Annotated in this window: 12 protein-coding genes; 5 read left to right on the top strand and 7 right to left on the bottom strand. The window is 67.5% G+C overall.

All coding sequences use genetic code 11. The features are described 5' to 3' along the window. Together V7Q39_RS12835 and V7Q39_RS12830 are read right to left on the bottom strand one after the other, a co-directional pair. On the bottom strand, nucleotides 1-1,612 hold a 1,612-nt coding region (locus tag V7Q39_RS12835; RefSeq protein ID WP_333816989.1), incomplete at its 3' end, for a molybdopterin cofactor-binding domain-containing protein. Then, the gene (locus V7Q39_RS12830) at nucleotides 1,609-2,454 is read right to left on the bottom strand and encodes an FAD binding domain-containing protein (protein ID WP_333816988.1); all 846 of its coding nucleotides are present in this window, start codon (nucleotides 2,452-2,454) and stop codon (nucleotides 1,609-1,611) included. The genes V7Q39_RS12835 and V7Q39_RS12830, both read right to left, overlap by 4 nt. 82 nt (nucleotides 2,455-2,536) lie before the next feature. On the opposite strand from V7Q39_RS12830, the gene V7Q39_RS12825 reads away from it, so the two are divergent. Then, nucleotides 2,537-2,956, top strand: coding sequence for a MarR family winged helix-turn-helix transcriptional regulator (locus V7Q39_RS12825; protein WP_333816987.1), 420 nt, complete (start codon nucleotides 2,537-2,539; stop codon nucleotides 2,954-2,956). Here the strand turns inward: V7Q39_RS12825 and V7Q39_RS12820 are convergent. Continuing rightward, the gene (locus tag V7Q39_RS12820) at nucleotides 2,949-3,572 is read right to left on the bottom strand and encodes a TetR/AcrR family transcriptional regulator (protein ID WP_333816986.1); all 624 of its coding nucleotides are present in this window, start codon (nucleotides 3,570-3,572) and stop codon (nucleotides 2,949-2,951) included. The two genes, V7Q39_RS12825 and V7Q39_RS12820, sit on opposite strands and share 8 nt — an antisense overlap. Before the next feature lie 124 nt (nucleotides 3,573-3,696). Here V7Q39_RS12820 and V7Q39_RS12815 point away from each other — a divergent pair, with 124 nt between their 5' ends. Then, on the top strand, nucleotides 3,697-5,721 hold the full coding sequence (locus V7Q39_RS12815) for an NADH:flavin oxidoreductase (protein ID WP_333816985.1): 2,025 nt from the start codon (nucleotides 3,697-3,699) through the stop codon (nucleotides 5,719-5,721). Here V7Q39_RS12815 and V7Q39_RS12810 read toward each other — a convergent pair. The 4 genes from V7Q39_RS12810 to V7Q39_RS12795 all read right to left on the bottom strand — a co-directional run bounded on the left by V7Q39_RS12810 (nucleotide 5,718) and on the right by V7Q39_RS12795 (nucleotide 11,997). After that, nucleotides 5,718-6,125, bottom strand: coding sequence for a Fur family transcriptional regulator (locus V7Q39_RS12810; RefSeq protein ID WP_333816984.1), 408 nt, complete (start codon nucleotides 6,123-6,125; stop codon nucleotides 5,718-5,720). The genes V7Q39_RS12815 and V7Q39_RS12810 overlap by 4 nt on opposite strands. A gap of 265 nt (nucleotides 6,126-6,390) precedes the next feature. Continuing rightward, nucleotides 6,391-6,939 carry an ImmA/IrrE family metallo-endopeptidase gene (locus V7Q39_RS12805; protein ID WP_333816983.1) on the bottom strand — a complete coding sequence of 183 codons (549 nt, stop codon included), beginning with the start codon at nucleotides 6,937-6,939 and terminating at the stop codon, nucleotides 6,391-6,393. A gap of 13 nt (nucleotides 6,940-6,952) precedes the next feature. After that, nucleotides 6,953-10,645: a vitamin B12-dependent ribonucleotide reductase gene (locus V7Q39_RS12800; protein WP_333816982.1), complete on the bottom strand. Its 3,693-nt coding sequence runs from the start codon at nucleotides 10,643-10,645 to the stop codon at nucleotides 6,953-6,955. Between the two features lie 464 nt (nucleotides 10,646-11,109). After that, nucleotides 11,110-11,997 carry a DMT family transporter gene (locus V7Q39_RS12795; RefSeq protein WP_333816981.1) on the bottom strand — a complete coding sequence of 296 codons (888 nt, stop codon included), beginning with the start codon at nucleotides 11,995-11,997 and terminating at the stop codon, nucleotides 11,110-11,112. An 89-nt stretch (nucleotides 11,998-12,086) separates the two neighbouring features. On the opposite strand from V7Q39_RS12795, the gene V7Q39_RS12790 reads away from it, so the two are divergent. The 3 genes from V7Q39_RS12790 to eno form a co-directional block, all read left to right on the top strand. After that, a complete protein-coding gene (locus V7Q39_RS12790; RefSeq protein WP_333816980.1) occupies nucleotides 12,087-12,926 on the top strand; it encodes a DUF533 domain-containing protein in 840 nt (279 codons plus the stop codon). Between the two features lie 105 nt (nucleotides 12,927-13,031). Further along, nucleotides 13,032-13,925, top strand: coding sequence for a DMT family transporter (locus V7Q39_RS12785; protein ID WP_333816979.1), 894 nt, complete (start codon nucleotides 13,032-13,034; stop codon nucleotides 13,923-13,925). A gap of 52 nt (nucleotides 13,926-13,977) precedes the next feature. Then, nucleotides 13,978-14,862, top strand: an 885-nt coding sequence (gene eno / locus V7Q39_RS12780; protein ID WP_333816978.1) for a phosphopyruvate hydratase, incomplete at its 3' end; no start/stop codon positions are given.

The following is a 14,862-nucleotide window of genomic DNA, read 5'->3' as shown; positions in this document are numbered from 1 at the left end:
CGTCGCGCAGCGCGTTGCGCAGCCGGAACTCCAGCCGGTCGATCCCGGCCTTGTCGGCCAGCCGGTCATAGAGCGTCTCCTGCCAGAGCGCGCCCTGCGGCACACCGAAGCCCCGGAAGGCGCCCGAGACCGGCCCGTGGGTGTGGATCGCCCGTGCCTTCGCGCTGATCGCGGGGGTGAAATAGGGGCCCGAGACATGCACCGGCACCCGGTTCGCCACGGTCGGCCCCCAGCTGGAATAGGCGCCGGTGTTGAAGCGTCCCTCGAATTCCATCCCGGTGATCCGCCCGTCGGCATCGCAGCCGATTCGCCCGTACATCTCGGCCGGATGGCGCTTGGTGGTCGAGACCATGCTTTCCTGCCGCGTATAGACCATGCGGCTGGGCCGCCCGGTCTTCAGCGTCACCAGCCCGATCAGCGGCTGCAAGGAAATGTCGAGCTTGGACCCGAACCCCCCGCCGGTGGCAGAAGGGATGATCCGCACCCTCTCCAGCGGCAGGCCCAGGATCGCCGCGGTGTCGTCGCGGTCCATCCCCGGGGCTTGCGTGCAGGCACGGATCGCCAGCGTCCCGCCCTCCATCCAAGCCGACCCGGCCTCGGGCTCGATATAGGCGTGTTCGACGAAGGCGGTGGTCATCGCGCCTTCCACCACATGCGCCGATCCCCCGAGGGCGGCAGCAGCATCGCCCTTCACCACGCGGCCCTCGATCAGCAGGTTGCCGGGGCGGCCGGGATGCAGGAGCGCGCCGCCTTCGGCCTCCTCGGGTGTCGCAAGAGCGGGAAGCGGGGTCCAGGTGATCGGGAAACCGGTCAGGTCCGGCTCGGCATCGAGCTGGAAAGCCACCACAGCCACGCATTCCCCCCGGAAGCGGGCGGGAGAGGCGGCGAGGGCGGGCTGGTCGGCGAAGGGCGGGATGACGGAAAAGGCATTGCGGCCGGGGATGTCGGCGGCAGTGAAGACCGCGGCCACACCGGGCCGGGCGCGGAACTCCGCAAGGTCGCCGATGACGAAAGCCGCGTGCGGATGCGGCGAGCGGACCGCCTTCACCACCAGCGCGCCCTCGGGCCAGTCGTCGGCCCCGAACCTGTCGCCCGCGACCTTGGCCGCGCCATCGACGCGGGGGATCGCCGCCCCCACTACCCCCGTCACGGGCGCCTCGGGCCAGGACCCCTGCCCCGCCGCCACGACCGCCGCGATGATGCTGCGATAGCCGGTGCAACGGCAGAGAACGCCCCCCAGCCCCGCCTCCACCTCTTCCGCCGAGGGCCGGGCGTTCCGCACCAGCAGCTCCGCCGCCGTCAGCAGCATCCCCGGCGTGCAGATGCCGCATTGTGCCGCGCCATGGGCGTGAAAGCTGGCGCGCAACAGGGTCAGCTCCGGCGTCTCGCCCTCCACCGTCGTCACCGCCCGCCCCTCGACCCGCGCGGCGGGCGTCAGGCAGGCGCAGACCGCCGCGCCGTCCAGCAGCACCGTGCAAGCCCCGCAATCGCCCGCGTCGCAACCGACCTTGGTGCCGACCTTGCCCAGCCGCTCCCGCAGCACCTGCGACAGGCGCTCGGTCGGGGGCGCCTCCACCGCGACGGGCGCCCCGTTCAGCGCGAAGCGGATCATGCCAGGGCCTCCGCCACCGCGCGGCGCACCAGCTCAACCGCCGCCGCGCGCCGATAGCCCGCCGTCGCGCGCACATCGTCGATGGGGGAAAGCGCCGCCTGCACATCCGCCGCCGTAACCCGGTCCAGCGCCTCCGCCACCGAAGCGCCCACCAAAGCCGCCTCTACCGCCGGAAGCCGGACGGCGACGGGCGAACATGACCCGACCGCCACCGAGGCCTGCACGACGCTCCCGTCCTCGATCCCCAGCCGCGCCGCGACCATGGCGATGGAGATCACCAGATGCGACCGCGCGCCCAGCTTCACGAAGGCCGACCGCCCCCGCAAGGCGCGCTCCGGGATCAGCACCGTCGCCAGAAGCTCGCCCGGAAGCAGCGCCGTCCGGCGCGGGCCGAGCAGGAAGTCCCTGAGCGGCAACCGGCGCGGCCCGGTGGCCGAGACAAGTTCCACCTCCGCCTCCAGCGCCAGCAACGGCGGCACGCCATCGGCGGCGGGCGAGGCATTGCAGAGATTCCCGCCGATGGTCCCCGCGACTTGCACCTGCCGCCCGCCCACCTGCAGCGCCGCCTGCTGCAGGGCCCGGCAGGCCAGCGGGAGGTCGGCTTCGGCAATCGCGGCCCAGGACGTCGCCGCCCCGATCCGCAGCCCCGCGTCCCTCTCGATCCCGGACAGCGCCGCGATATCGCCAAGGTCCAGCACCGGACCCGCCAGTTGCGTCCCTGCCCCGGGGTAGAGGTCGGTTCCCCCGGCCAGCACCCGCCAGCCACCTTCGGCAACACACCGCAGGGCCTCGGTCATCGACTGGGGTCGGGCATAGTCCGGCACGGAAAGCCCCGAATTCATTTGCGTAACAACAAGACTGAGACCCCCTCGGGATTCTGTCAACAGCCTTGCACGGATCAACCGCAAGTCGTATCGCGGAAGCATGGCAGACCGTAACGATTATCGTCTCGATGACCAGATCGGCTATATCCTGCGGCGGGTGACGCAGCGACACCTGTCGATCTTCGCCGCCGCCATCCCCGAGGTCACGACCACCCAGTTCGCCGTCCTCGCCCGCCTGGCCGAGATCGGCCCGGTGTCGCAGAACCATCTGGGGCGCGCCACGGCCATGGATGCCGCCACCATCAAGGGCGTGGTCGGCCGGCTGGCTCGGCTGGGCTATGTCGCCACCACCGCCGACCCCACGGACCGCCGTCGCCTGACGGTCAGCCTGACGGAAGCCGGGATCGCGCTTTTCACCACCCGGCGCGACACCGCGCTGGCCGTCTCTGACGATACTGTCGCCCCGCTGGCACCCGAGGAGGCCGCCACCCTGAAGGGGCTGCTCTTGCGGCTTACCTGACCCCGTGCCGCGCGCGGAAAGCGGCGATCTCCGCCTCGGTCGGCGCCGTTCCGCAGAAGGTCAGCACATAGGCCGGGTTGCGGGCCATCCTGATTTCCAGGCTTTCCTCTGACCGGAGCGCGATATAGCCGACCTGGGTCAGGTAAAGCGTGCGCGCGCGGGTATCGGCCTCGGACTCGCTGTAGCCGAAGCGGCGGAACAGCGCGGTGATCGCCGCCACCCGTTCGGCATCGGCCGCGCTCATCGCAGCCGCGACCCCGGCATCGGTCAGCGCCCAGGTCCGCATCGCGAATTCCAGCCGGCTGTCGAACAGCGCGTCGTCGTACCAGCAATCGAACAGGTTCAGCATCGCCTCGGAAATCGTCGCCGCCGAAGTCTCGCAGCGCGCGACCAGATTGCCGGTATTCTTCGCCTTCCAGCGCTCGACCAGTCCCGCCAGCAGCGCCTCGCGATCGGCGAAATGCCAGTAGAAACTGGTTCGTGACAGGCCCAGCCGGTCGGCCAGCGGCATGATCTTCACCGCCTCGACGCCGCCTTCAACCAGCAGGCCATAGGCCGCGTCCAGCCAGAGATCAGGCGTTCCCCGCCAGCCGCGTTCCGTCTTTTCCATGGCCATCCGCCCGACCTAACCCTCCAGCTGCTTTCCACGCAAGGGGATCGAAACAAAACTCGACACCTATGTCAAGTTTTGCCATAGTCCGCTACATGACGATTCCACCCCCGCGAAAAGGCCAGGGCCCATGTCGAACGATCCCCTCCTCCAGCCGTTCCAGCTGAAACACCTGACGCTGCGCAACCGGATCATGACCACCAGCCATGAACCGGCCTATGGCGACGACGGGATGCCGAAGGACCGCTACCGGCTCTACCACCTGGAGCGCGCCAAGGCCGGGGTGGCGATGGTGATGACCGCCGGGTCCGCCAGCGTCAGCCGCGACAGCCCGCCGGTCTTCTCCAACCTCCTCGTCTGGAAGGACGAGATCGTGCCGTGGATGAAGCGGCTGACCGACGACTGCCATGCTGCGGGGGCGGCGGTGATGATCCAGCTGTCCCACCTCGGCCGCCGGACGCGCTGGGACAAGGGCGACTGGCTGCCGGTCATCTCCTCGACCTTCGAGCGCGAACCGGCGCACCGGGCCTTCCCGAAACCGGCCGAGGACTGGGACATCGCCCGCATCATCCGCGACTATGCCGATGCCGCCGAGCGGATGAAGGAGGCGGGCGTCGACGGGATCGAGTTCCTGTGCCACGGCCATCTGCTCGACCAGTTCATGTCGCCGCTGACCAACACGCTGGACGGCCCCTATGGCGGCTCCTTGGAAAACCGCGCGCGGCTGACGATGGAGATCGTCGCCGCCGTGCGGAAGCGGATCGGCGACAGGATCATCCTCGGCCTGCGCTACGGCGTCGATGAGATGGAGCCGGGCGGCATCGACATGGAAGAGGGCATCGCGCTTGGCAAGATGTTCCGCGACAGCGGCATGGTCGACTACCTGAACGTCAACCGCTCGCGCATCCATACCGACCCGGCGATGACCGACATGATCCCGATCCAGGGGATGCGCTCGGCCCCGCATCTGGACTTCGCGGGCCGCATCCGGGCCGAGGTCGGGATGCCCACGCTCCACGCCGCCCGCATCCCCGACGTGGCGACCGCCCGGCACGCGGTGGCGACAGGCCAGGTCGACATGGTGGGGATGACCCGCGCCCACATGGCCGACCCGCATATCGTGAAGAAGATCGTCGAGGGCCGCGAGGACGACATCCGCCCCTGCGTCGGCGCGACCTATTGCCTGGACCGGATCTATCAGGGCGGCATGGCTCTCTGCATCCACAACCCCTCGACTGGGCGCGAGCAGACCATGCCGCATGAGATCGAGAAGGCAGCGGCGAAGAAGAAGGTCGTCGTGGTCGGCGCAGGGCCTGCGGGGCTGGAGGCCGCGCGGGTGGCGGCCGAACGCGGCCATTCGGTCGTCGTCTTCGAGGTCGCCGACCGGCCCGGCGGCCAGATCCGCCTGACCGCGCAGTCGAAGCGCCGGGCCGAGATGATCGGCATCATCGACTGGCGCATGGCGCAGTGCACCGCCAAGGGGGTGGAGTTCCGCTTCAACACCTGGGCCGAGGCTGCGGATGTGCTGGCGGAAAACCCCGATGTGGTGGTGATCGCGACCGGCGGGATGCCGCAGACGGATATCCTGTCGGCGGGCGGCGACCTGGTGGTCTCGTCCTGGGACATCATCTCGGGCGACGTGAAGCCGGGCGCGAATGTGCTGATCTATGACGACGCTGGGGACCATGCGGCCCTGCAGGCGGCGCAGGTGGTCGCCGAGGCGGGCGGCAAGGTCGAGGTGATGACCCGCGACCGCAGCTTCGCGCCGGAGGTGATGGCGATGAACCTGGTGCCCTACATGCGGGCGATGCAGGACAAGGACGTGACCTTCACCGTGACCTACCGGCTGCTGTCGGTGGAAAAGGCGGGGAACCAGCTGCAGGCGCGGGTCGGGTCGGACTACATGAAGCTCGACAAGACCGCGGTCTATGATCAGGTGGTGGTGAATGCGGGGACGCTGCCGCTGGCGGACGTCTACTTCGCGCTGAAGCCGCTTTCGGGGAACAAGGGCGCGGTGGACTACGAGGCGCTGATCGACGGGCGGACGCAGCCCGAGGTGGAGGGCTTCCAGCTGTACCGGATCGGGGATGCCGTCGAGGCGCGGAACACCCATGCGGCGATCTATGACGCGCTGCGGCTGGTGCGGACGGTCTAGCTCCGCTTCCGGCAGTACAGCTCCATCCGGTGATGGACGATCTCGTAGCCAAGCTCGGCGGCGATCTCGCGCTGGAGCTGTTCGATCTTTTCCGACCGGAATTCGGTGATCTGGCCGCTGTCGAGGTCGACGATGTGGTCGTGGTGGGGGGCGTCCGCCACCTCGTACCTCGCGCCGCCGTTTTCGAGGGCGAGGCGGAGGACCACGCCTTCCCGTTCCAGGACCGAAAGGGTGCGGTAGACGGTGGCGAGCGACAGGCTGTCGTCGAGGGTCCGCGCCCGGCGGTGCAGTTCGGCCGCGTCGGGGTGATCCTCGGATTCCACGAGGACCTTGAGGAGGGCCTCCCGCTGGCGGGTCACGCGGACTCCGGTCGAGCGGAGGGCCTGGGCGGGGTTCTGCTTCATGGGGGGATGGTAGCGGGGGGGCGTCCCCGGGTCAAACGCTTGGGGGTGCCCGCGCGCGGGCAGATTTCTGGAGGCAATAATTTCAATGGGTTGGGTGTGGGCGTTAGGGCGGCGTTAAGGTTTTCCCGCGGCGTGCCCCCCACCACAGCTCTGCCCCACCGAGGGGGGAGGGAGGCGCTTTGTGGCCTTGGCGTTGTGTGGGGTGGCTAAGGGCGGACCAGGGGTTTCACACCCCCGCGGGATATTTGGGAACAGGTGAAAGAACCTATACCTTTCTGCTACGATCCAGCTTCTGGAGAGCTATCTCCATCGTCTTGGCGCTGACCCCAAAGCGTTGCGCCAACTTGCTGATGTCACGACCGTGCAACGAGACGCTCGCGGCCAAAGCACCGTCGCCGAACACCAGAGCTTCAACAAACGCGTTCGCCTCGCGCTCTTCCTCTAGTTCGTCTTCCATGTAGAAGTGCGCAGGCCCCGCTCGGTATTGGTCCGAAGCAAACGGATCATGTCGCCGGTGAATCAGTGCGTGGATCATTTCATGCAAGACAGTCCACCGCCGGGTGACCGTGTCATCGCCCTCGTTAACTTCGATGCGGTAGCCATTCGCGGCAAATGCATCCTGAACCAAACGTCCTCGTTGGCCTTTACGCATCGTAGTCAACACGACATCGAAGCCAAGACGTCGTGCCAGCTCCAAGACTGACGGGAGCCGAGCGGCTCCCATCATTCCGAGATTGAAGCTGCGAAGCTCATGGCGGATGTGACCGTCAGCGGGCAGCCGGAGAAACAACTCTCTTAGCGATCTGATGGTCATTGGCTTTCTCCTCTTAGCTACACCCGGTTGTCGCGCCGCAACTGTTGCACTTTAGACACGATCCGTTGCGGACCATGGTGTAATTGCCACACTCAGAGCAACTGTCGCCGGTATATCCGGACAGCTTGGCCTTGGTCCGGGCGTCGGCGGTGCCGAGGGCAAAGGTGCTGGTCGATTCCGAGAAGCCGGAGACGCGGGTTTCGGAGAGGACCGCCGTCATCGGGGCCGCAAGGTCGGTGCCGGTGGCGAGGCCGCCGCCGAAGGCGGTCACGCCCTGCCCGCCTTGCAACACGGTGAACTCTTGCGGCACGCGCTTGCGCATGTAGCCGGTGGAGGCGACCTGCCGCAGCACTTCCAGCGACTTCGAGGCCGCCGTCTCGCTGGGCTCGGCGATGTTGCGTTTGCCTTCCTCGTCGCCGCGACCCAGATCGTCAAAGCTCGCGCCTTTCGGGGCGACATGCGCCAGGTCAGTGCGGTCCAGATAGCTGACGGCAAGCTCGCGGAAGATGTAGTCCAGGATCGAGGTCGCGTTCTTGATGCTGTCGTTGCCCTGCACCATGCCCGCGGGCTCGAAGCGGGTGAAGGTGAAGGCTTCGACGAATTCCTCCAGCGGCACGCCGTATTGCAGGCCCACGGAAACCGCGATGGCGAAGTTGTTCATCATCGCCCGGAAGCCCGCGCCTTCCTTGTGCATGTCGATGAAGATCTCGCCCAAGCTGCCATCGGCATATTCGCCGGTGCGGAGATAGACCTTGTGGCCGCCGACGATGGCCTTCTGGGTATAGCCCTTGCGGCGCTCCGGCAGTTTCTCGCGGTGGCGGCTGATCAGTTCCTTGACGATCACCTTCTCGACGATCTTCTCGGCGACGACCTGGGCCTTCTCCATGATCGAGCCGTTAGCCAGCACCTCTTCCGCCTCTTCGTCGTCCTCGATCAGGGCGGCGGCGAGGGGTTGGCTGAGCTTGGAGCCGTCGCGGTAGAGCGCATTGGCCTTGATGCCGAGCGAGTGGGAAAGTTCATAGGCCGCCAGCGTTTCCGCGATGGTGGCGTTGTTCGGCATGTTGATGGTCTTGGAGATCGCGCCGGAGATGAACGACTGGGCGGCGGCCATCATGGTGATGTGGCTTTCGACCGAGAGGAAACGCTTGCCGGTCTTGCCGCAGGGGTTGGCGCAGTCGAAGACGCTGTAGTGTTCGGGTTTCAGGTGCGGCGCGCCTTCCAGGGTCATCGTGCCGCAGACATGGTCGTTGGCGGCGTCGATCTGGGCCTTGGTGAAGCCGAGGTGGCGCAGGAGGTCGAAGGTCGGGTCGGCCAGTTTCTCGGCCGGGATGCCGAGGGTGCCCTTGCAGAAATCCTCGCCCAGCGTCCACTGGTTGAAGACGAAGCGGATGTCGAAGGCGGAGGGCAGCGCGGCCTCGATCTTCTCGATCTCGCGCGGGCCGAAGCCGTGGCCGATCAGCGCGGTGTGGTTGATCGCGGGCGCCTGGCCCATCGAGCCGTGGCCGACGGCATGGGCGACGATCTCGGCGGCTTGGCTCGTGGAATAGCCGAGGGCTTCGAGCGCTGCCGGGACCGACTGGTTGATGATCTTGAAATAGCCGCCCCCGGCGAGCTTCTTGAACTTCACCAGGGCGAAGTCCGGCTCGATCCCGGTGGTGTCGCAATCCATGACGAGGCCGATGGTGCCGGTGGGGGCGATGACCGTGGTCTGGGCGTTGCGGTAGCCATGGGCCTCGCCGAGGCGCAGGGCCTCGTCCCAGGCGGATTTCGCAAGCTGGACAAGGGTCTGGTCCGGGCAGTTCGCGTGGTCGAGGGCGACGGCGGGGACGTTCAGGTTCTCGTACTGGCCGGTGGCATGGGCGGCGGCGCGGTGGTTGCGGATCACGCGCAGCATGTGGTCACGGTTGCGCTTATAGCCCGAGAACGGCCCGAGTTCCCCGGCCATTTCGGCGGAGGTCGCGTAGGAGACACCGGTCATGATCGCAGTCAGGGCGCCGCAGAGGGCGCGGCCTTCGGCACTGTCGTAGCCGAGGCCCATGTTCATCAGGAGCCCGCCGATATTGGCATAGCCGAGGCCAAGGGTGCGGAAGTCGTAAGAGAGCCGGGCGATTTCCTGCGAGGGGAACTGCGCCATCATGACGGAGATTTCGAGGGTGACGGTCCAGAGCCGGGTGGCGTGGACATAGGCCTCGGCGTCGAACTTGCCTGAAGTGTAGAACGTGAGGAGGTTCATCGACGCCAGGTTGCAGGCGGTATCGTCGAGGAACATGTATTCCGAGCAGGGGTTCGAGCCGCGGATCGGCCCGTCCTCGGGGCAGGTGTGCCAGGCGTTGACGGTGTCGTGGAACTGGATGCCGGGGTCGGCGCAGGCCCAGGCGGCGTGGCCGATCTGGTCCCACAGCTCACGCGCCGAGACGGTCTTGGCGACCTTGCCGTCGGTGCGGCGGATCAGCTCCCACGGCTGGTCGTTCTTGACGGCCGTGAGGAAGGCATCGGTCACGCGGACCGAGTTGTTGGAGTTCTGGCCGGAGACGGAGATATAGGCCTCGCTGTCCCAGTCGGTGTCGTAGGTGGGGAATTCGATCGAGGAGAAGCCCTGGGCCGCGTATTGCAGCACGCGGTTGGTGTAGGTGTCGGGGATCATCGCGCGCTTGGCGGCCTTGATCGCGGCTTTCAGCGCAGGGTTCTTCGCCGGGTCGGTGGCATCGGCTTCGGCGCCGTCCCATTGCCGGATGGCGGCGAAGATGTCGTTCAGGCGGGCCTCATGCATCTTGGACCCGGCGACGAGGGAGGCGACCTTCTGCTCTTCGATGACCTTCCAGTTGATGAACTGCTCGATGTCGGGGTGATCCATGTCGATGATCACCATCTTGGCGGCGCGGCGGGTGGTGCCGCCGGACTTGATCGCCCCGGCAGCGCGGTCGCCGATCTTGAGGAAGCCCATCAGGCCCGAGGACTTGCCGCCGCCCGACAGCTTCTCGCCCTCGCCACGGAGGGAGGAGAAGTTGGTGCCGGTGCCGGAGCCGTATTTGAAGAGCCGCGCCTCGCGGACCCAGAGGTCCATGATGCCGCCGTCGCCGACGAGGTCGTCCTTGACCGACTGGATGAAGCAGGCGTGGGGCTGGGGATGTTCGTAGGCGGAGGTGGATTTGGTGAGCGTGCCGGTGGCATGGTCGACGTAGAAATGGCCCTGGCTGGGGCCGTCGATGCCATAGGCCCAGTGCAGGCCGGTGTTGAACCACTGGGGCGAGTTCGGCGCGGCCATCTGGCGGGCCAGCATGTAGCGCATCTCGTCGTAATAGGCTTGGGCGTCGGCCTCGGTGGTGAAATAGCCGCCCTTCCAGCCCCAATAGGCCCAGGCGCCGGCGAGGCGGTCGAAGACCTGCTTGGCGCTGGTCTCGCCGACCATGCGCTTGTCTTCGGGAAGCTGGGCAAGCGCGGCCTCGTCGGGGACCGAGCGCCAGAGGAATTCGGGGACGCCCTTTTCCTTGACCTTCTTCAGGACAGCGGGGACGCCCGCCTTGCGGAAATACTTCTGGGCGAGCACGTCACTGGCGACCTGGCTCCAGCCCTCCGGCACTTCGACGGCCTCGTTGCGGAAGACGATCTTGCCGTCCGGGTTGCGGATTTCCGAGGTGGTGAGGAGGAACCCCATCGCCCCGTAGGCGCCGGTGGCTTCGCTGGTGAACTTCCGCTCGATCTTCATGCCCCTGGTCTCCTGTTTTTGCGGCGCTTGCGGCCGAGAATTGACTAAACCCAGGCAGGGACATGCTCTGGTGCAGCACGGGCAAAACGTCTCCGGTCCTGACGGCGCGGGCCGCCAAGAGGGTCGCATCCGATTGGGACGCCCTTTGTGTGGATCGTTCTGCCTGTCGCTGCGGCACTAGATTTTGTGGTTGCCCCTGCCGCTTTGTCAAAGTGTCGTAATCCTGTGGCTCGATCAACGAGAAAATTGCACGCGAAAGCAGATTTTCGGCTTGACGTTTTTTCGACCACATCACGCGGATGTCAGCGGACCCTCGGGCATGATGTGGACAGGTCTGGGGATGAACTTCGCGCAGTTTGTGAAGAGCGGCGGATTTGCCAGCCTTGCGGCCCGCTTGGCGGACGGCCTTCACCGGTCCACAAGGAGACCGCGGTCGCGAGGAGGCGATTCCTCGGGGTGCGACGCTAGCGCGGGATGGGAACGGGGCGGTTGATCAGCACGATCCCGGCGGCGGCCAGCGCAGCGGCAAGGAGAATCGGCAGACCGATGGTTTCGTCGAAGAGGAGTGCCCCCAGCAGCAGTGCCAGGATCGGGGTCAGGAAGGAAAACGAGGCCACGGTCGAGGCGGGATAGACCGACAGGAGCCAGAGCCAGGCGATGAAGCCGCCCGCCACGACGACGGAGGACTGGAACAGAAGACCGGCAATGTGCAGGGGATGCAGGTCGCGGATCAGCGGGCCGAAGAAGGGCGCGGCCAGCAGGAGGATCGGAGCCGAGACGAGCACCATCCAGAAGAGCTGCATCTCCGGCCCCTCGCCCCGCATCAGCGGGCGGCGCGCGATATAGGCGGTCAATGCCCAGCCCCAGGCGGCACCAAGCGCGCAGAGATCGCCCAGAAGGCTGGCCTCGCCGCTGGGGGGCCGCGACAGGATCGCTATCGCGCAGCCCGCGAAGGCCAGCGCCAGACCGGCGGCCTTGGTCCGGGTGATCCGCTCGCCCAGTCCGAAATGCGCGAGAAGCGAGAACCAGACCGGCATCGAATACATGAGGAGCGAAGAGCGCCCGACCGTGGTGAGGTCGAGCGCGAGGAAGAGAAACAGGAACTCGGCGGCGAAGAGTGCGCCGATCAGGAGGCCCGCGCCCCAGACCTCGCGCCGAAGGCGGGGCGGGCGGCCTTTCCAGACGAGCCAGGCCCAGACGAAGCCGACCGCCAGCGCCGAGCGCAGCCCGGCAAAGAACACCGGCTGCAACCCGGCGTTCACCAGCTTGATGATCACCTGATTCACCGCGAGGAGACCCTGCACGCCCAAGAGCATGGCGACCCCGGCCCCGTCGAGTTTCGATTTCCGCATCTTTCCCCCCTGCCCGGCCCCCCTTTTGCATTGACCGGGCGGCGGCGGCAAGGAAGGCTGTCGCGGACGCCAGACCAGCGAGGTGTGTGATGGGTATCGGCAAGACATTGTTGAAAGTGGCAATCGGCGTGGTGATCGCGAAGGGCGTGGCCAGCCTGACGAAGGGATCCTCGGGGTCGTCGGGGACGTCCACGGCCGGGCGCGGCACGCGGATCGACACGGGCTCGAAGGGCGGGCTGGAAGACATGATGGGCGATATCCTGCGCAGCGGGCGGTCCTCGGGCGGCAGACGGTCGGGCGGGGGACAGTCGGGCGGCGGCCTCGGCGACCTGCTGGAGCAACTTTCGGGCCAGAAGCGGCAGACACCCCGCGCGACGGCGCCGAAGGGCGGGCTGGACGATCTTCTGGGCGAATTGACCGGGCGCGGGCGGACGACCGGGCAGGCACGCACCGAGGCTCCGGCCCGGCGCCAGGGCGGCGGCGTGGGCGACCTGCTGGATCAGGTGCTTGCGGACAAGCCGGGCGGCGCAGCCACTGGCACCCGCCCGCTGACCCTGCCGGAACCGGAGCGCGAGGAGGAACTGTCGGCGGCCTTGATGCTGCGGGCGGTGATCCAGGCGGTGAAATGCGACGGGGTGCTGGACGACGACGAGCGCGCCCGGCTGATGCAGGCGATGGGCGAGGCCGACCAGCGCGAGGTGCAGGCGGTGCAGGCCGAGTTGAACCGTCCGGTGGATGTGGCGGGGCTGGCGCGGTCGGTTCCGGCCGGGCTGGAACCGCAGATCTACATGGTGTCGCTGATGGCCATCGACCTCGACCAGAAGGCCGAGGCGGAATACCTGCACCAGCTTGCCGGGGCGCTGGACCTGTCGCCCGACCAGGTGAACGCCATCCACGACAAGGCGGGGGCGCCGCGGCTGTATCGGTAGGGTCAGGCGGTCGCAGGGCGGGCAAGCCGCGCCCCCAGACGAAGGGTTTCCTTCCCGGCGCGGGCATTGTAGGCCTTGGCGCTGCCCGCCCCTTTGGAGCCTCCCATGTCCCCCGCGACCCAAGCGGCCGAGAACACCCGCGCCGCGCTGATGATGGTCGGCTCGATGGCCTTCTTCGCGGTCGAGGACCTGTTCCTGAAGCGGTCGGCCGAGGCCCTGCCCCCCGGCCAGGTGCTGGCGCTGACCGGGGCGGCGGGGGCCTGCGTCTTCTGGGCGTTGGCCGCGCGGCAAGGCCAGCCCATCCTGTCGCGGGTGGCGCTGCACAGGATACCGCTGGCGCGGACGCTGGCCGAAGCGGCGGCGGCGGTGCTGTATATCCTTGCGCTGGCGCTGGCGCCCTTGACGATGACCTCGGCGCTTCTGCAGGCCTCGCCGCTGGTGGTGGTCGCGGGCGCGGCGCTGTTCCTGGGCGAGACAGTCGGCTGGCGCCGCTGGGCCTCGGTCGTGATCGGGTTCGTGGGCGTGCTGGTGATCCTGGAGCCCTGGGATGCGGCTTTCGACCCGACTGGCCTTCTGACGGTGGCCTGCGTCCTGGTGTTGGCGGTGCGAGACCTGACGACACGGGCGATGCCCGCGCGGATCGGGACGTTCCAGGTGGCGACCTGGGCCTATCTGGGGCTGGTGCCCGCGGGCGTGGCGCTGATGGCGGCGATGGGACAGGGCTTCGTGTGGCCCACGCCCGGTCAATGGGCGGGGCTGGGGGGCGCGCTGGTCTCGGGGCTGTTCGGCTATTACGCGGTGGTGGCGGCGATGCGGCTGGGCGAGGTTTCGGTCGTCGCCCCCTTCCGCTATGCGCGCCTTGTCTTCGCGATGGCGATCGCCATGGTCTTCCTGGGCGAACGGCCTTCGGGGTCGACGCTGCTGGGCGCGGCCATCGTGGTGGGTTCGGGGCTTTACGCCTTTGCCCGGGCACGGAAACGCGCTTCCCTCATGACCTGAGCCGGGGTAAAGGGCCTTTGAGAGCACCCCCTTCGGCCTTGAGGAACCACCCATGAGCACGATCATCGACATTCACGCCCGCGAGATTCTGGACAGCCGGGGCAACCCGACGGTCGAGGTCGACGTCACCCTGGAAGACGGCAGCATGGGCCGGGCCGCGGTGCCCTCGGGCGCCTCGACCGGGGCGCATGAGGCGAACGAGCGGCGCGACGGCGACAAGGCGCGCTACAAGGGCAAGGGCGTGCTGGAGGCGGTCGCGGCGGTGAACGGCGAACTGGCCGAGGAGCTGGTGGGGTTCGATGCGACCGAGCAGGTCGGCATCGACCGCACGATGATCGAGATGGACGGGACGCCGAACAAGTCGCGCCTCGGGGCGAATGCGATCCTTGGCGTGTCGCTGGCGGTGGCGAAGGCGGCGGCGGAGTTCACGGCGCAGCCCTTGTACCGCTACGTCGGCGGGACCAGTGCACGGGTGCTGCCGGTGCCGATGATGAACATCATCAACGGCGGCGAACATGCCGACAACCCGATCGACATCCAGGAATTCATGATCATGCCGGTGGGCGCCTCCGACATCCGCGAGGCGGTGCGGATGGGATCGGAAGTGTTCCACACGCTGAAGAAGGAACTGCAGCAGGCGGGGCACAACACCGGGATCGGCGATGAGGGCGGCTTCGCACCGAATCTGAACTCTGCCCGCGACGCGCTTGATTTCATTCTGAAATCCGTCGAGAAGGCCGGGTTCAAGCCGGGCGAGGATATCTATCTGGCGCTCGACTGCGCGTCGACCGAATATTTCAAGGGCGGCAAGTACGAGATGAAGGGCGAGGGCAGGTCGCTGTCTTCGGTCGAGAACGTCGAATTCCTGGCGGGCCTGTGCAGCGACTATCCGATCATCTCGATCGAGGACGGCATGGCCGAGGACGACTGGGACGGC

It is taken from the genome of Tabrizicola sp., assembly GCF_036781545.1.
GTDB lineage: Bacteria > Pseudomonadota > Alphaproteobacteria > Rhodobacterales > Rhodobacteraceae > Tabrizicola.
The sequence above is the reverse complement of the archived record's forward strand: the minus strand, read 5'-3'. Positions and strand labels throughout refer to the sequence as shown.

Coding starts and splice junctions, on each gene's coding strand:
- V7Q39_RS12805 (WP_333816983.1), bottom strand. CDS start 6,939: ATGACCATCAGATCGCTAAGAGAGTTGTTTCTCCGGCTGCCCGCTGAC.
- V7Q39_RS12825 (WP_333816987.1), top strand. CDS start 2,537: ATGGCAGACCGTAACGATTATCGTCTCGATGACCAGATCGGCTATATC.
- V7Q39_RS12820 (WP_333816986.1), bottom strand. CDS start 3,572: ATGGCCATGGAAAAGACGGAACGCGGCTGGCGGGGAACGCCTGATCTC.
- V7Q39_RS12790 (WP_333816980.1), top strand. CDS start 12,087: ATGGGTATCGGCAAGACATTGTTGAAAGTGGCAATCGGCGTGGTGATC.
- V7Q39_RS12830 (WP_333816988.1), bottom strand. CDS start 2,454: ATGAATTCGGGGCTTTCCGTGCCGGACTATGCCCGACCCCAGTCGATG.
- V7Q39_RS12785 (WP_333816979.1), top strand. CDS start 13,032: ATGTCCCCCGCGACCCAAGCGGCCGAGAACACCCGCGCCGCGCTGATG.
- V7Q39_RS12810 (WP_333816984.1), bottom strand. CDS start 6,125: ATGAAGCAGAACCCCGCCCAGGCCCTCCGCTCGACCGGAGTCCGCGTG.
- V7Q39_RS12800 (WP_333816982.1), bottom strand. CDS start 10,645: ATGAAGATCGAGCGGAAGTTCACCAGCGAAGCCACCGGCGCCTACGGG.
- V7Q39_RS12795 (WP_333816981.1), bottom strand. CDS start 11,997: ATGCGGAAATCGAAACTCGACGGGGCCGGGGTCGCCATGCTCTTGGGC.
- V7Q39_RS12815 (WP_333816985.1), top strand. CDS start 3,697: ATGTCGAACGATCCCCTCCTCCAGCCGTTCCAGCTGAAACACCTGACG.